The following is a 15,116-nucleotide window of genomic DNA, read 5'->3' on the forward strand; positions in this document are numbered from 1 at the left end:
ACGTCGGGTACGCCATGTGAACCGGGCCACTCCCGCGGCGCGGGCCCGCCGTCAGGTGGCGAAGCGGCGGCGGGACTCCTCGATGTGCCCGAGGTAGCGGTGGGTCCAGTCGCACATCGTGTGCACCGTCTCCCGCAGCGCCTGCCCCGGCTCGGTGAGGGTGTACTCGACGCGCGGCGGCACGGTGGGGTGGACGGTCCGCTCGACCAGGCCGTTGCGCTCCAGCGTGCGCAGGTTCTGGGTGAGCATCTTGTGGCTGATGCCCTCGACCTCGTCGCGCAGCTCGCTGAAGCGCAGGGTGCGTTCACCCAGCGCCTCGATGATCAGGAGCGCCCACTTGTTGGCGACGTCCGAGAAGATCTCCCGCGCCAGTGAGTCCGCGCGCCTCAGGTCCGCGTCCGCGGGCGAGCCCTTGAACTGCTTGGTCACCATCAGGTTCCCCAGTCACCGAAAAGTGCGTTCTTCCATGTCAGGGGACACTCTCCTACGGTTCCCGGGTAACCACAAGAGAGCACGGACGAGCCGGGACCGCACCGGGCGGACCCTCGGGCTCTCCCTGACGAGGAGGCGGCGGCATGGCCATCACCCTGATGAATCCCGGCGGTCTGCCGGAGATCGACGTGTACCACCAGGTGTCGGTCGCGACCGGGTCGAGACTGGTCTTCGTCGCCGGGCAGGTCTCCTGGGACGCCGACGGGGTCACGGTCGGCGAGGGGGACCTCGCCGCCCAGGTGGAGCAGTGCTACCTCAACGTCGGCACCGCCCTGGCCGGGGCCGGCGGCTCCTTCGGCGACGTGGCGAAGCTGACCGTCCACGTCGTCGACTGGACCCCGGACAAGATGCCCCTGCTCCTGGAGGGCATCGCCCGGGCGGCGGCGAAGCTGGGCGTGCCCCCGGCCGCGCCGGCCACGCTGCTGGGCGTCGCGGCACTGGACGTGCCCGAGCACCTGGTCGAGGTGGAGGCCGTGGCGGTCCTCGACTGAGCGCGGGCGGCCCGGCGGGCGCGGCGGTCACCGCTCCGGCCCCGGCCCGGGTGCCGCCGCCCACCGGGCAGGGGGCGGCGGGACCGGCGGGTCCCGCCGCGTCCGGGAGGGAGCGCCGCGGCGGCGACCCCGGGGGGCGGGGGTGCAGGCCGTGCGGGAATGTTGTGAAACTTCGGGTCTTCTTTGCCGGAGCGGCGGTGCAAAGAATCGACGCCGGACGCGCCGCCGCGGCCCGTGGGGGCGCTGGTCCACCGGGTCCGGGCCGCCGTGAAGAACCTGCGCCCGAACCGGCACCGGAGGCAGGCGCGTCAGGGTGACGCCCTATGATCGTCGACGAACCGCACCCTTCGCGCCCGCTTCCCGTTCCCGGTGATTCTTGGCGACCGCGAACATCACTGGTGGGGCGGGTCCTGGATGGTGACACGTGTCAAGAAAGGTGAACACCATGGTCCTCGGACTGCTCCGGCGCAGGCGGTCTCACGGCGCCTCCCACGCCGCACCCGGCCTGACGGTCCCCCTGCCACCGGGCGCCGGCGCGTTCGGCTGCGAGGTCGTCGACTCCATGGGGCAGCCCATGGGCGGAGCCGAGGTCACGGTGACCGCGCTGGACAACCACCGGGTCGCGGCCCGCGGCACCACCGACCCGTACGGCTTCTTCATGGCGACGCTGCCACCGGGCACCTACAGCGTGATGACCGCGGCCGAGGGCCTGTCACCCGCCCGGGAGACCATCGACATAGCCGCCGGTGCGGCCCTTCCCCCGGCCCGCATCGCGCTGGAGTCCGCCCGCCAGCTGGAACTCCCGCCGTCCGGCACCTGGTTGTTCGACCCGCCGCACACCGCGATCCGCTTCATCGCCAGGCACGTGGGCATGGCCCACGTCCACGGCCGCTTCACCCGCTTCGAGGGCGGCATCCACGTCGCGCCGGACATGACCGACTCGCGGGTCTCGGTGCGCATCGACGCCTCCAGCATCACCACGGGCAACAGGACCCGTGACAACCACCTGCGTTCCGCCGACTTCCTGGACGTCGAGCGCTACCCGTACATCGACTTCGTCAGCACGCGCTTCGTCTACCGCGGCGGCTCGAAGTGGACCCTGCACGGCACGCTCACCATGCACGGCACCAGCCGCTCCGTCGGCCTCGACACCACGTACCTCGGGACGGTGAACGGCGGTTACGAGCAGGAGCTGCGCTGCGCCGCCCTGGCGAAGGCGGAGCTGCACCGTGAGGACTTCACCCTCAACTGGCGCTCGATGCTGGCCCGCGGCATCGCGGTCGTCGGTCCCACCGTCCAACTGGAGCTGGACGTACAGGCGATGTACCGCACCCACGACACGCCCACGCCGCCGGAGTAGGCGGACGGGTCCCGGGCCACTGCCGCGGAGGGCCCCGCGGGCGCGCCGCTCAGCGGGGTGAGGCGGCGATCCGGACGCGCCGGCTGTCGCCGTCGGAGAGGAACGACGCCAGGGCCCGCCCCTCCTCGGCGACGGCGGTGCGGTCGGCCCGGGAGAAGCGGCGCAGCGGGGTGACCGTCACGGTGCCGGCGTCGACGGTCCAGGTCGCGGCGACCCGGCCGTCGACCAGGACGACGCGTTCGCCGGCGACCGACAGGCCGCGGTGGGCGTCGTCGATGATCCGGCCGCGGTCGTGGTAGCCGAGGATCGCGTTGTCGAACGCCGGCAGGAACCGCACCGGGGCGGGTGTGCCGGGATCGGGACGCGGCGCGTCGGGCAGGTCCAGCAGTTCCCTGCCGCGTTCGTCGCGGAAGGCGACCAGTTCCCCGCGTGTCGCGGCGATCGCGGCCGGCAGCCCGGCGAGGCCGCACCAGGCGCGCAGGTCGGCCGGGGAGGCGGGGCCGAACGCGGCCAGGTAGCGCCGCACCAGCGCCCGGCCGACCGGGTCGGTCCCGTCCGGGGGCAGCGGGTCGACCTCACGCCCCAGCCAGGAGGAGAGCAGCACGGTGCGCACCCCGCCCCCGGTGCGCCACAGACCGCGCGGCGGCAGTTGCGCCACCGGGACGAGGGCGCAGAGCACCATCTCCCCCAGAGCCCGTCGCTCCGGCCGGGGCCGGTCCGCGGCGAGGGCCCGCACGAGCTCGGCCGTCGTGCGCGGCACGCCGTCGGCCATCACCGACCGTGCCGTCGCGGCGAGCCGGTCCAGGTCCACTCCGTCGAGCTCGCGCCGGTAGGCGCCGAGGACCTTCTGGCGCAGCATGGTGGCGTGGCGGGCGCGCCAGGCCAGGGCGTCGTCGGCGGTGACGAGGTGGACGGTGCGGCGCATCAGGTGGACGCGCACCACGCGCCGCTCGGTCAGCAGGCCCGACAGCACCGCCGGATCGAAGGCGCGCAGCCGCGACCAGAGCCCGGTGAACGGCTCCTGCGGTTCCTGCGCCTGCAGTCCGCACAGGTGCGCGACGGCGTCGGCCGCGGGGAGGTCGGCGCGTTCGAGCAGCAACTGCCGGGCCAGTGTGGCCCGGTTGAGCGCACGGGCGTCGAGAACGGTCACGGTGATCCGGGCCTTCCGGTCGGTCTCGTCGGGTCGGGAGAACCCTCGCAGCCGAAGCGGTCAGCAGGTGTCCTCTTTCCGGTACGGGATCCGCGTCGCGCCGAAATCGCCGGCGCTCACCGCCGTCACCGCTCCGCCCGCTCCCGGCCCGCCGGTGAGCGCCGCGGCCGCGGCCCGCCTCCGCCCCTGTTCTTCGCCCCCCGTTCACCGGACGGATCACTGGGGCCGGGCGGGGGACGGCGACACCGGCCCGTTCTCCTCCCGTTGTCCCCCGCGCAGGGAACCGGACGCCTCCCGGCCCGGAACCGCGCCGTGGTGTGTGGGTCTGGTGAGGGTGCCCAACCGGCCGACGGGGCAGGCGGGTTGCCCGTAGGCGCCTGATAAGATCATCCCACGTTCAGCAGGCTGGCGGCGCGTCATGAACGCGTACGGGGGACAGTCTCTAAGGCCCCATCGCTAAGGAGTCAGACTTTGGTCCGCCCGTGGCCCGTGCCGTTCGGTGGCACGGACCGTCGGCATGACGCGGTGGACCTTCCTCACTCCTGACGCGATGCGACTTCCAAGAGAGTCTCATGACGTCATTGATCCAGGATCCACTGTTGTGGATCTTGCTTGTGGTGCTCGTCGCTGCGGTGTTCGCGGTGATGCGGGCGCGGAGAACCAATCTGGCTCTCCGAAGAACAAAGAACGACCTGGAGGCGGGGCTGGGGCAGGCCCAGGGGCGCGTCGTCCAGCTCCAGGAGCACATCGCCTCCCTGACCACGCGGCACAAGGACGACCTCGCGGACGTCCGGGCCGACGCGGAGTCGTCGACCAAGGCCGTGCTGAAGTCGGCCATGGGAACGCTGCAGTCCCTCGCCGAGGAGCAGCAGCTGCTGCTGGACGGGCTGCTGAAGAAGTACGGTGACGACACCGAGGTGCTGGCCGACCTGATGTCGGTGGACCACACCGGCAGCCAGTTCAGCCGCCGGGCCAAGGGCATCTCGGTCCTGTGCGGCGGGTGGCTGGGCCGGCGCGAGGGCGCGGCGACCGTCTACGACGTGGCCCGCAGCGCGCAGGGGCGGATCAAGGACTTCGACCGGGTCGGCATCCACGCGCAGGTCAGCGTCTCCGTCTCCAGCAAGGCCGTCGAGCCGCTGGCCGTCGTACTGGCCGAGCTGCTGGACAACGCGACCACCTACAGCGCTCCGGGCACGCCGGTCGAGGTCAACATCCAGGCCGTCCCCACGGGCGTGTGCTTCATCGTCGACGACGCCGGACTGGGCATGGACCAGGAGACCAAGGACCGCGCCGCGGCCCTGCTCTCCGCGGACGGCCCCGTGGACATCACCGGCCTCGGCGATCCGCCCCACTTCGGTTTCGCCGTGTGCGGCATGCTCGCCGCACGGTACGGCTTCGCCGTCTCGGTCGGTTCCGTGTCCCCCTACGGCGGAGTGCGTGCAGTGATCCGTGTGCCGGAAAGCCTTCTGTCGGCCGACGGACCGGCACCCGCCGAACCGGTCCGTGAGGCCGAGGGCCAGGAGGCCGCGCCCCAGCGGCTGGCGCCCGTGCCGGTGGGCCCCTCGCACGTGGTGGGCACGACGTCCGGCGGGCTGCCCAAGCGCCGTCGGCGCCAGGGCCCCATCGCGGTGGTGCCGCCGCCGGAGGCCACGCCCGGGATCGACGAGCAGACGTCCGAGTCGGCCGGCGAGGTGACCGCCTCCCGCCTGGGGGCTTTCGCACGCGGCACCCACCTCGGACGGACCACGAACACCACGGAAGGACCTGACCACCAGTGAACACCGACCTGTCGTGGGTGCTGAACGACGTGCTCGAGGTGCGTGGTGCCCGCCACGCGGTCCTCGTCTCGGGTGACGGCCTGCTGCTGCAGCGTTCGGACGACATCTCGCGCGACGACGCGGAGACGAACGCCGCCGCGATGAGCTCCATGCAGTCCCTCAGCCGGGCGGTGGCCGGGTTCGTCGGCGCGGGGCACGGCATCTGGAAGCAGACGCTGCTGGAGTACGACGGCGGCTGGATCTTCCTCATCGCCGCCGGGCAGGGCGCCTACCTGGCCGTGTCCGCCGCGCTGGACGTCGACATGGAGGCCATGTCGTTCCGCATGCAGAAGACCGTGGCGGCGCTGAGCAAGGCGATGAGCGTGGCGCCACGCTCCGACAACTCCGACAACGGTGTCGGCGCATGACGACTCCCGGCGAGGAAGCATCCGTCACCAGCGACTTCGTCCGCTCCTACGTCATCACCGGCGGCCGGAGCCTGCCGTCCTCGGACGATCTGGCACTGCACACCTTGGTCACCCTGGCTCCCGAGCGGACCCTTCCGCTGGGGGCCGGCCCCGAGGTGAGGGCGATCTGGGAGCTGTGCGCGGGGGGCTACCTGTCGGTCGCCGAGGTGGCCGGCCACCTCGGCCTGCCGGTCGGGGTGGCCCGGCTGCTGCTGACCGATTTATTCGAACAGGGGCACCTGTTGCGCCGTGCCGAGCCGCCCCGGGCCCAGAACGTTGACAGAGCGACCCTCGAGAAGGTTCTGAATGGACTCCAATCCCTCATCGGCTGAGACGGCCCAGAGGTCCATCTACGTCTCCAGCGCGGTGACCAACGCCGCCAAGATCCTGGTCGTCGGGCATTTCGCCGTGGGCAAGACGACCTTCATCGGTTCGCTGTCGGAAATCACTCCTCTGCGTACCGAGGAGAAGATGACGCAGGCGTCCGTCCACGTGGACGACCTGCGGGGCGTGGCGGACAAGACGACCACCACGGTCGCGCTGGACTTCGGCCGTCTCACCCTGAGCGACGACCTGGTCCTGTACCTGTTCGGGACGCCCGGCCAGCAGCGCTTCATGCAGCTGTGGGAGGACATGGCCCGCGGCGCGCTGGGTGCACTGCTGCTGGTCGATCCGGCACGGCTGGAGGAGACGTTCCCCGTCATCGACCTCATCGAGCGCTACGGCCTGGAGTACGCCATCGCCGTCAACTGCTTCGACTCGGCGGCCACCTACGGCGAGGCGGAGGTGCGCGAGGCGCTCGACCTGCTCCCGGACACCCCCGTCGTCTACTGCGACGCCCGGGACCAGCAGTCCTCCGCCAAGGCCCTGATCGCACTGGTCCGGCACCTGCTCGACCGCGCGGCCTGACCGCCCGCCCACCCGGCCCGGGAGCGGAGGTTCCCGGATCACTAAGGAAGACGTCATGGATCTTCAGCAAACCTCTTCGCCCGCCGTGGGCAGATGCCCCATGCACGACGCCTCGTTCGCCGCCGACCCGCAGCAGGTCTACGACCGGCTGCGCGCCCACGCACCGGCCGGCCCGGTGGAACTCGCCCCGGGCGCGGACGCCACCCTGGTCGTCGGGCACGAGATGGCGCTGCGGGTGCTGCAGAACACCGAGCTCTTCGCACGCGACGCCCGCCGCTGGAAGGCGCTGAACGAGGGCCGCATCGCCATGGACAACCCGGTCCTGCCGATGATGGCGTACCGGCCCAACTGCCTGTTCACCGACGGTGCGGTGCACCTGCGGCTGCGCAAGGCGGTCACCGACAGCCTGGCCCGGCTCAACATCACCCGGATCCGGCGGGACGTGGAGCCGATCGCCGACTACCTCCTCGACCGGTTCAGCGAGCGGGGCCGCGCCGACCTGCTCAACGACTACGCCAAGCTGCTGCCGCTGCTGCTGTTCAACAAGCTCTTCGGCTGCCCCGCGGACATCGGCGACACCCTCACCACCTCCATGTCGGCGATCTTCGACGGCAAGGACGCCCTGCGCGCCAACGAGGACCTCACCGCCTGCCTCATGGAGCTGATCGCCCTCAAGCGGCGCCGGCCGGACGACGACGTCACCTCCTGGCTGATCCAGCACCCCGCCGGACTGACCGACGAGGAGCTCAAGGACCAGCTGGTGATGCTGATGGGCGCCGGCGTCGAACCGGAGCGCAACCTCATCGGCAACGCCCTGGTCCTGCTGCTGTCCGGCGCGGGCGGCCGGCAGAGCGGCATGCTGATCGAGGAGGCCCTCGATCACGTGCTGTGGAACCAGACCCCCATCGCCAACTACGCCACCCACTACCCGGTCCAGGACGTCGACCTCGGCGGTTACGTGGTGGAGGCCAACACTCCGGTCGTCATCTCCTTCGCGGGCGCGAACAGCGACCCCGCGCTCGCCGAGGCCCGCCGCACCCGCAGCAGGGGGGCCCACCTGGCGTGGGGGGCCGGCCCGCACGCCTGCCCCGCCAAGGACCCGGCGCAGGTCATCGCGACCACCGCGATCGAGCGGCTCCTCAACGCGCTGCCCGACCTGACGCTGGCCGTCCCCGAGAAGGACCTGCAGTGGCGGCCCGGCCCCTTCCACCGCGCCCTCGTCGCGCTGCCCGTGGCCTTCAGCCCCACCCCGGCGACCCGGATGGCGGCGGCGATCCGGAACCGGCCCTCGACGCCCGGACCGGAGCAGCCCCTGCCGGCGTCCCCGTCCGCGCCGGCCCGGCAGGACCCCGCGCGCAAGAAGGGGTTCTGGAGCAGCTTCCTGGACATCTTCCGTGTCTGATGCACGGCATGTGACAGGGGCAACACGCAGAGGTGCATGACGGCGGAGGGTGGAAGGGTAGGTTCCGGCGGTATCGACAGAACCAGCCGAAGGAGCCCTGCGTGACCGCCGTTGGCGACATACGCGGCACCACCACCGACCGCCGAGCCGTCATCTCCCTCCTGCGCCGACTGCGTTCCGGCGAAGGGCAGGCCAACCCCCTGCCCATCTGGGAGGAAATGCGCTCCATGGGGGACGTCGTACGCGCCCCCTGGGGCGGTTACTTCGTCACCGGATTCGACGCGTGCAGCCAGGTCCTGCGCGGCAGGAACTGGCTCGTACCGGACTTCGCCTGGCAGGAGCGCCAGCCCGACACGCAACGCTGGCAGGCGCCCGCCACGCGGGAGATGACCCGGACCCTGCCCCGTCTCAACGCGCCCACCCACACCTGCCAGCGGCGCGCCCTGGGCAACCCCTTCGACCGCGCCACCCTCCAGGCCCTGCGTCCCGGGATCGCCGCCCTGGCCTCCGGGCTCCTCGACGACCTCGCGGAGCGGCTGCACGCCGACGGGGAGGCCGACTTCGTCCGCACCGTCGCCGAGCAACTCCCCGTCCGGACCGTGGGCGAGTGGCTCGGGATCGCTCCGGAGCACTTCGCGCACATCCTGGACTTCACCCACCGGCAGGTCTACGCGCAGGAGTTGCTGCCCACCAAGAGCGAACTGGCCGTATCGGCCCAGGCCACGCTGGAGATGCGGGCCTTCTTCACCGAGCTGATACGGCAGCGGCGGGCACGCCCTGGCAACGATGTCCTCACCGGCTGGATCCACCACTGGGACGCCCGGTACCCCGGTGACCGGGCGGCCGCGGACCAGGTGATCTACGACCTGACGATGTTCATCACCATCGCCTCGCTGGAGACCACCGCGGTCCTGCTCACCAACGCCGTGTGGTTCCTCACCCAGGAGCCCTCCCGCGCGGCCTGGCTGCGCCGGCACCCCGAGCACATCGACGACGCGGTCGAGGAGACGCTGCGCTACGACCCGCCCGTGTACGTCAACTCCCGCGTCGCCGCCGACGACACCGTCCTCGCGGGTGTCCCCATCGCGAAGGACACCACCGTCCACGTCCTGTACGGGGCGGCCGCCCACGACCCCCGCCGCAACGAGCAGCCCCACGTCTTCGACATCCTGCGCAACGGCAGCCACCTCACCTTCGGCGGCGGCGCCCACTACTGCCTCGGAGCGGCGCTCGCCCGGCTCGAGGCCCGCGAGCTGCTGGGCCAGCTGCTGGAACGATTCCCCACCCTGCGGCCCACCGCACCCCCCGAGTACGACACCTCCCGTGTCGTCTTCCGCCGCATCGCCTCCCTGAAAGTCACGACATGAGCACGCCCCTCGCCGAACTCCCCGCCGACCGGATGCTCAAGACCCTGCGCACCCACCGGCGGGGACCGCTCCTCACCATCGAGCTGAACCTCCCCGAGCAGGGCAACGCCGTCACCGACGCCATGCTGGACGACCTCCTCACCGTCCTCGACGAGCAGGACCCCGCGGTACGGGTCGTCGTGCTGGCCGCCGCCGGCGACGACTTCTGCCTCGGCGGGGACCGCGGCGAATTCGCCGAGCACCTGGCCCACGACCCCACCGGTGGCGGCATCCGCGCCTCCGGGGTCCGGGCCCGGCGCGTGTGCGAGGCCCTCACCTCCAACCCCGCCGTCACCATCGCCCGCGTCCAGGGGAAGGCCATCGGTGCCGGCCTCGCCCTCGCCCTCGCCTGCGACCTGCGGGTGGGCACCGACACCGCCTCCTTCCGGCTGCCCGAGCTCGCGCTCGGCCTGCCCACGGCCTGGGGCGGGCTCCTCCCCCGCCTCGTCAGCGAGATCGGCGCCGCCCGCGTGCGCGAACTCGTCCTCACCGGGCGTACCTTCGACGCCCACGAGGCCCACCGCCTGTCGATCCTGCAGAGCGTCGTGTCCGAGGACGCCCTCGACGCCGCCGTCACGGCCTGGGCCAAGCCCGTCCTGCGCCGGCCGGCGGCGGCCCTGCGCGTCACCAAGACACTGCTGAACTCCCTCACCGCCCCCACCCGTCTCGCCGACGCCTCGGTCCTGGACCCCGAGCTGATGGCGGCGGTGGTCACCGAGCTGCACCACGCACGGACCGGCTCCCGCCGGCCCGGCTGACGCGGGCCCGGACGGGACGGCCCGGCCGCGCGGGCGGCCGGCCGTCCCGGCCGCGGACCGGTCCGCCGGCGCGGGGCGAACCGCGCAGGGACCCGGGCCGGGCGGGCCCGGGAAATCCCGTTGCGGCGCGTGTCCCGCCGCCCGATCCTTGGTCCCCATGCCCTACTCCTCACGGCCCGCCACGCTCGACGACGCGCCCGGCATCACCGAACTGCTCAACAGGGTCGACGAGATCGAGATCGGCCGGCCCGAGACCGACCTGCACACCGTCGAGGCCGACCTGAGGCACCCCGAGATCGACCTGCGACGCGACTCCTGGCTCGTCTTCGACGGGGAACGGCTGGTGGCCTACGGACTGCTGTGGGACGAGTCCGGCGGCGACCGCATCGACGTCGACCACTACGTCCTGCCCGACCACCGGGAGGCCGCCGCGTCCGTGCTGGCCGCGATGGAGGACAGAGCGCGGGAGAAGGCCCGGGAGAACGGTGCCGCGAGGGCCGTGGTGCACCTGCACCTCAACGTGGCGCCCACGCTCGACACCCTTCTGCTCCGGGAGCGGGGCTGGCGGGTCGTGCGGCGGTACCACGTCATGCGCCGGGACCTGGACCCCGCGCGGGACCGGGCTCCCGAGCCGCCCGCGGGGGTGCGGATCCGGGAGTGCGCCGCCGAGGCGGACCGCGCCCGGGTGCACGCGCTGTACCAGGCCGCCTTCGCCCGCCACTTCGACTTCCAGCCGCGCGCGTACGGCTCGTGGCTGCACGACGTCGACGCGGAGGGTCTGGACTGGTCCCTGGTGTGGATCGTCACGGACGACGTGCTGGGGGACGTGGGTTTCCTGCTCGCGCGCGACGACCGGGAGGCCATGGGCTGGATACGCAGCATCGGCGTCCTGCCCGGGGCCCGGGGCCGGGGCCTCGGCGGGCTCCTGCTGCGGCACGCCTTCGCGGCCTTCGCGGCGCGGGGGCGGGACGTCGTCGGGCTCGGCGTGGACACGGCCAACACCACCGGGGCTCCCCGGCTGTACGACCGCCACGGGATGAGCGTCCACTACACCGTCGACACCTGGGAAGCGGTCCTGGACTGAGCCCGTCCGCCGGGCCGTGCCGCCCGGCTCGCCTCAGGCCGGCAGGTCCATCAGCGCGGCCCCCTCGTCGGTGAGGTACAGCCGGACCTGCTGCCCGTGGCGCCGCCGCTGCAGGAGCCCCGCCTCGGTCAGCTGGTCGCAGTGGTACGAGGCCGTGCTGACGGAGACGCCCACGTGCCGTGCCGTGTCCGGCGCGGAGGGGCGCCGGCGGGCGTGGCGCAGGATGCCGGCGCGGGTGCGGCCGAGCAGGACGGCGAGGCGGTCGGTGTCCGGCTCGGCCTCGGCGGCGGTGACCAGCCGGTGCAGTCCCGGCAGGGGTAGCCGATCCGGAGCACGTCGTCGCGTTCGGCGCTGTAGGTGCCCGCCGTGTAGCCGGAGGCCAGGGGCACCAGCACGACGCGCCGCCGGCCGAGGTCGGTGAGCTGCCGGGGGCAGGGGTGGGGCAGGCGGAACGCGCCGTCGGCGTAGCGCACCCTGCCGCCGAGCGAGTCCAGGACCGTGTCCAGGCTGTCGGTCACCCTGGCCAGGCCGATGCGTTCCTGCTCCTGGCGCAGGAGCGGCGAGGCCCGCCGCCACAGGGGGCGCAGGTCCTCCCACACGGCGCGCACCGCGGCGCGGTACACCGACAGGAAGGCCCGGGGGCGGGCGGCCGCGCCCCGCCAGTGCGGGGGGGGGGACGGTTCCGTACTCGTGGTGGAGCTGCCCGAGGAGGTCCTCCGGTTCGATGGCGTCCAGTTCGTCGACGACCGCCGAGGGGCCGTCGGCGCCGAGGTCCCGGGTCAGGGCCAGGCAGTCGGGGGCCCAGATCCGGCCGGGTGCGAACACCGCCCTCAGCACGTGGGCGCCGGAGGCCGGCAGGGCCCGGCGCACCGCGTCCCGCAGGGGCGCGGGCACCCCGTACCTGCCTCCGCCGAGCTCGTGGAAGATCAGCGGGAACACGGTCGCGCCGGGCCGGCTGCCGACCGAGAGCGGTACGCGGTCCAACGGCCCCGCCTGCACCGAGAGTCCGTCCACTGCTTCCCCCTGTCGTCGGTCGGCCGGTCGCCGGTGGCGGTCGTCGGGACCCGGGTCCCCGGCAGTCGACCGCCCCGCGGCGGAGCCGATTCCCGTCCGCCCCGAGGAGACGGCCGGCGCACCGCTGTTTTCGGACAGGTGCGGCGGAACCCTTTCGAGCGGGATCGAAAGGCTTCTCCGCGAGGACGGCGTCCGCCATCATCGCCGCCGTGGGCGGATCACGGCGCGGCAGCCGGTCCGCCCGACGTCCCGGGCCGGTCCCGCTCCCGGGGGACGGGACCGGCCCGGGCGGCCACGGCGGAGGTGCCGGTCGGCCGCCCGCCGGGGCGGAGGTACCGGCCGGCCGGCGGGCCGCCCGACGTCCCCCTGCGCCGACGGCCGCCGCCCGGCGCGGCCCGCCTCCCGCGCCGCTCGGCCCTACCGCGCCGTCCGTCCGAGGAAGGCGGACAGGCCCTCCAGGAGCCGTTCGACGTCCTCCGCGCCGGTGTAGGGGGCGAGGCCGACGCGGAGGCCGCCGGTGTCTCCCAGACCGAGACGGCGGGAGGCCTCCAGCGCGTAGAAGTTGCCGGAGGGCGCGTGGACGCCGCGCTCCGCCAGGAACCGGTAGGCGTCCGCGGTGTCGTGGCCCCGGAGGGTGAGGAGGAGGGTCGGGGTGCGCCGGGCCGCGCGGGAGTGGACGGTGACCTCCTCGAAGGCCGCCAGCTCCGCCTCGAGCCGGCTCCGCAGCGTCTCCTCGTGCTCGTGGATCGCCTCGAACGCCGAGCCGAGGCGTTCGCGGCGGCTGCCGCCCGGCTGTGCCGCCAGGCCGGCCAGGACGTCGACGGCCGCGCGGGTGCCCGCCAGGAACTCGTAGGGCAGCGTGCCGAGTTCGAAGCGCTCGGGAACCGCGTCCGTGGAGGGCAGCAGCTTGTCCGGGCGCAGGGTCTCCAGGAGCCCCGGGCGGGCGGCCAGGACGCCGTGGTGCGGTCCGAGGAACTTGTACGGGGAGCAGACGAAGAAGTCCGCGCCGAGTGCCTCGACGTCGACCCGGGCGTGCGCGGTGTAGTGGACGCCGTCGACGTGGAGCAGCGCACCGGCCTCGTGCACGATCCGCGCGATCTCGGCGACCGGGGGGATCGTGCCGATCAGGTTCGAGGCCGCGGTGACCGCCACCAGCCGGGTGCGCTCGCAGAGCACGGCCCGGATGTCGTCGGCGGTCAGCTCCCCGGTGGCCGGGTCGAAGTCCGCCCACCGGACGGTGCAGCCGGCCCGCTCCGCCGCCTGCACCCAGGGGCGGATGTTGGCGTCGTGGTCCAGCCGCGTGACGACCACCTCGTCGCCGGGCGACCAGTCGCGGGCCAGGGTGCGGGAGAAGTCGTAGGTGAGCTGGGTGGCACTGCGTCCGAAGACGATGCCGCGCGGGTCGGCGCCCAGGAGGTCGGCCATGGCCCGGCGCGTCCCGGCGACGATCTCCTCGGCGTTGCGTTCGCCGGGCAGGCCGTCACCCCGTATGGACAGGGGGCGGGACAGCGCGGCGCCGATCGCCTCGATGACGGGCAGGGGCATCTGGGTGCCGCCGGGGCCGTCGAAGTGCGCGGTGCCGGCGGCCAGTGCGGGGATGGAAGCGCGCAGGGCGGTGAGGTCGTACGTCACGAGGACTTCCTGTCGGGCCTGGAGACGGGTGCGGTGGGCCGGCGGCGCGCGGCCGCCGGAGCGGGGTGGGGCGTCACGACGGGACGCCGGCACCGGTGCGCGGGGCATCGGTCTCCGGGCCCCGCGGCGGGTCGCCGAGCTGTTCGCGCAGGTAGTTCCAGACCACCGCGATCAGCGCGGCGACCGGTACGGCGAGCAGGCTGCCGACGATGCCGGTCAGGCTCCCGCCCAGCGTCACGGCCAGCAGGACGACCGCCGCGTGCAGGCCGAGCCCCCGGCTCTGGATGATCGGCTGGAACACGTTGCCCTCGAGCTGCTGCACCACGATGATGACGGCCAGCACCAGCAGGGCGTTCGTCAGGCCGTTGGACACCAGGGCGATGAGCACCGCGACGAAGCCGGCGAACAGGGCGCCCACGATGGGCACGAACGCGGACACGAAGGTCAGCACCGCGAGCGGGAGCACCAGGGGGACGTCCAGGACCCACAGGCCCAGCCCGATGAACACGGCGTCGAGCAGACCGACGAGCGCCTGGGACCGTACGAACGCGCCGAGGGTGTCCCAGCACCGCGCGGCCACGGCCGGCACGTCGGTGGCGAGCCGGCCGGGGAGCTGCCGGCCGAGCCACGGCAGGAAGCGCGGGCCGTCCTTGAGGAAGAAGAACATCAGGAAGAGCGCCAGGACGGCGGTGACCACACCGCTGAAGACGGTGCTCACGCCCGTGACGGCGGTGGTGGCGATGGATCCGGCGCTGTCCTGGATGCGGGCGGCCGCGGAGTCGAAGGCACCGGCGATCTCCTCCTCGTCGATGTTCAGCGGCGGCCCGGCGGCCCACTCGCGCAGCCTCTGGATGCCTTCGACGACGCCGTCGGCCAGTTCCCCGGACTGCGACGCCACGGGCACCGCGATCAACGCCGCGGTGCCCGCGGCCACCAGCAGGAACAGCACGGTCACGACGGACGCGGCGAGCACCGGGGCCAGACCGCGCCGGCGCAGGAAGCGGGTCAGGGGCCAGGTGAGCGTGGTGAGCAGGAGAGCGACCAGGAGCGGCCAGACCACCGACCACATCCGGCCCAGGAGCCACAGGACCACCGCGGCCATCACCAGGACCAGCAGCAGTTCGCCGGAGACCCGCGCCGAGACACGGAGCGCGGCGCGGGTTCTCCTCGGATTCAACGTCGCAGACATGAGGG

At 73.2% G+C, this 15,116-nt stretch carries 16 protein-coding genes; 10 read left to right on the forward strand and 6 right to left on the reverse strand.

Annotated elements, in window-relative coordinates:
* Positions 1–51: 51 nt before the first annotated feature.
* Positions 52–432 carry a helix-turn-helix domain-containing protein gene (locus GL259_RS04045; RefSeq protein ID WP_159529231.1) on the reverse strand — a complete coding sequence of 127 codons (381 nt, stop codon included), beginning with the start codon at positions 430–432 and terminating at the stop codon, positions 52–54.
* A gap of 143 nt (positions 433–575) precedes the next feature.
* On the opposite strand from GL259_RS04045, the gene GL259_RS04050 reads away from it, so the two are divergent.
* A complete protein-coding gene (locus GL259_RS04050) occupies positions 576–983 on the forward strand; it encodes a RidA family protein (protein WP_159529233.1) in 408 nt (135 codons plus the stop codon).
* 445 nt (positions 984–1,428) lie between these two features.
* Positions 1,429–2,343: a YceI family protein gene (locus tag GL259_RS04055; protein WP_159538358.1), complete on the forward strand. Its 915-nt coding sequence runs from the start codon at positions 1,429–1,431 to the stop codon at positions 2,341–2,343.
* A gap of 49 nt (positions 2,344–2,392) precedes the next feature.
* Here the strand turns inward: GL259_RS04055 and GL259_RS04060 are convergent, their stop codons facing one another.
* On the reverse strand, positions 2,393–3,493 hold the full coding sequence (locus GL259_RS04060; protein WP_159529235.1) for a winged helix DNA-binding domain-containing protein: 1,101 nt from the start codon (positions 3,491–3,493) through the stop codon (positions 2,393–2,395).
* Between the two features lie 572 nt (positions 3,494–4,065).
* On the opposite strand from GL259_RS04060, the gene GL259_RS04065 reads away from it, so the two are divergent.
* The 8 genes from GL259_RS04065 (at position 4,066) to GL259_RS04100 (ending at position 11,276) form a co-directional block, all read left to right on the forward strand.
* Complete coding sequence (locus GL259_RS04065; protein ID WP_208026427.1) at positions 4,066–5,271, forward strand: sensor histidine kinase; 1,206 nt, start codon at positions 4,066–4,068, stop codon at positions 5,269–5,271.
* Entirely contained in the window at positions 5,268–5,678 is a 411-nt protein-coding gene (locus GL259_RS04070) for a roadblock/LC7 domain-containing protein (protein ID WP_159529237.1), read from the forward strand. Before GL259_RS04065 ends, GL259_RS04070 begins: the two co-directional genes overlap by 4 nt.
* Positions 5,675–6,049 carry a DUF742 domain-containing protein gene (locus GL259_RS04075; RefSeq protein ID WP_159529239.1) on the forward strand — a complete coding sequence of 125 codons (375 nt, stop codon included), beginning with the start codon at positions 5,675–5,677 and terminating at the stop codon, positions 6,047–6,049. Before GL259_RS04070 ends, GL259_RS04075 begins: the two co-directional genes overlap by 4 nt.
* Positions 6,024–6,626: an ATP/GTP-binding protein gene (locus tag GL259_RS04080; protein ID WP_159529241.1), complete on the forward strand. Its 603-nt coding sequence runs from the start codon at positions 6,024–6,026 to the stop codon at positions 6,624–6,626. The genes GL259_RS04075 and GL259_RS04080 overlap by 26 nt, the downstream gene beginning before the upstream one ends.
* A gap of 100 nt (positions 6,627–6,726) precedes the next feature.
* A complete protein-coding gene (locus GL259_RS04085) occupies positions 6,727–8,028 on the forward strand; it encodes a cytochrome P450 (RefSeq protein ID WP_159538362.1) in 1,302 nt (433 codons plus the stop codon).
* Between the two features lie 101 nt (positions 8,029–8,129).
* Positions 8,130–9,395 (forward strand): cytochrome P450, encoded by a 1,266-nt coding sequence (locus tag GL259_RS04090; RefSeq protein WP_159529243.1) that lies wholly within the window; start codon positions 8,130–8,132, stop codon positions 9,393–9,395.
* The gene (locus GL259_RS04095) at positions 9,392–10,192 is read left to right on the forward strand and encodes an enoyl-CoA hydratase/isomerase family protein (protein WP_159529246.1); all 801 of its coding nucleotides are present in this window, start codon (positions 9,392–9,394) and stop codon (positions 10,190–10,192) included. The genes GL259_RS04090 and GL259_RS04095 overlap by 4 nt, the downstream gene beginning before the upstream one ends.
* Before the next feature lie 157 nt (positions 10,193–10,349).
* Positions 10,350–11,276 (forward strand): GNAT family N-acetyltransferase, encoded by a 927-nt coding sequence (locus GL259_RS04100; protein ID WP_159529248.1) that lies wholly within the window; start codon positions 10,350–10,352, stop codon positions 11,274–11,276.
* 33 nt (positions 11,277–11,309) lie between these two features.
* Here the strand turns inward: GL259_RS04100 and GL259_RS39495 are convergent, their stop codons facing one another.
* From GL259_RS39495 to GL259_RS04115, 4 genes are all read right to left on the reverse strand, one after another.
* Entirely contained in the window at positions 11,310–11,450 is a 141-nt protein-coding gene (locus GL259_RS39495; protein WP_347814609.1) for a winged helix-turn-helix domain-containing protein, read from the reverse strand.
* Positions 11,405–11,884 (reverse strand): hypothetical protein, encoded by a 480-nt coding sequence (locus GL259_RS38540; protein WP_347814610.1) that lies wholly within the window; start codon positions 11,882–11,884, stop codon positions 11,405–11,407. The genes GL259_RS39495 and GL259_RS38540 overlap by 46 nt, the downstream gene beginning before the upstream one ends.
* 823 nt (positions 11,885–12,707) lie before the next feature.
* Positions 12,708–13,922, reverse strand: coding sequence for a cysteine desulfurase-like protein (locus GL259_RS04110; RefSeq protein WP_159529252.1), 1,215 nt, complete (start codon positions 13,920–13,922; stop codon positions 12,708–12,710).
* A 73-nt stretch (positions 13,923–13,995) separates the two neighbouring features.
* A complete protein-coding gene (locus GL259_RS04115) occupies positions 13,996–15,111 on the reverse strand; it encodes an AI-2E family transporter (RefSeq protein ID WP_159529254.1) in 1,116 nt (371 codons plus the stop codon).
* Positions 15,112–15,116 lie beyond the last annotated feature (5 nt).

The organism is Streptomyces sp. Tu 3180, from assembly GCF_009852415.1.
Taxonomy (GTDB): domain Bacteria; phylum Actinomycetota; class Actinomycetes; order Streptomycetales; family Streptomycetaceae; genus Streptomyces.

What these genes read in the sequence shown, in the direction of transcription:
- GL259_RS04065 (WP_208026427.1), top strand. Translation starts at nt 4,066, where the DNA reads ATGACGTCATTGATCCAGGATCCACTGTTGTGGATCTTGCTTGTGGTG.
- GL259_RS04080 (WP_159529241.1), top strand. Translation starts at nt 6,024, where the DNA reads ATGGACTCCAATCCCTCATCGGCTGAGACGGCCCAGAGGTCCATCTAC.
- GL259_RS04075 (WP_159529239.1), top strand. Translation starts at nt 5,675, where the DNA reads ATGACGACTCCCGGCGAGGAAGCATCCGTCACCAGCGACTTCGTCCGC.
- GL259_RS04100 (WP_159529248.1), top strand. Translation starts at nt 10,350, where the DNA reads ATGCCCTACTCCTCACGGCCCGCCACGCTCGACGACGCGCCCGGCATC.
- GL259_RS04085 (WP_159538362.1), top strand. Translation starts at nt 6,727, where the DNA reads ATGCACGACGCCTCGTTCGCCGCCGACCCGCAGCAGGTCTACGACCGG.
- GL259_RS04115 (WP_159529254.1), bottom strand. Translation starts at nt 15,111, where the DNA reads ATGTCTGCGACGTTGAATCCGAGGAGAACCCGCGCCGCGCTCCGTGTC.
- GL259_RS04050 (WP_159529233.1), top strand. Translation starts at nt 576, where the DNA reads ATGGCCATCACCCTGATGAATCCCGGCGGTCTGCCGGAGATCGACGTG.
- GL259_RS04055 (WP_159538358.1), top strand. Translation starts at nt 1,429, where the DNA reads ATGGTCCTCGGACTGCTCCGGCGCAGGCGGTCTCACGGCGCCTCCCAC.
- GL259_RS04095 (WP_159529246.1), top strand. Translation starts at nt 9,392, where the DNA reads ATGAGCACGCCCCTCGCCGAACTCCCCGCCGACCGGATGCTCAAGACC.
- GL259_RS04045 (WP_159529231.1), bottom strand. Translation starts at nt 432, where the DNA reads ATGGTGACCAAGCAGTTCAAGGGCTCGCCCGCGGACGCGGACCTGAGG.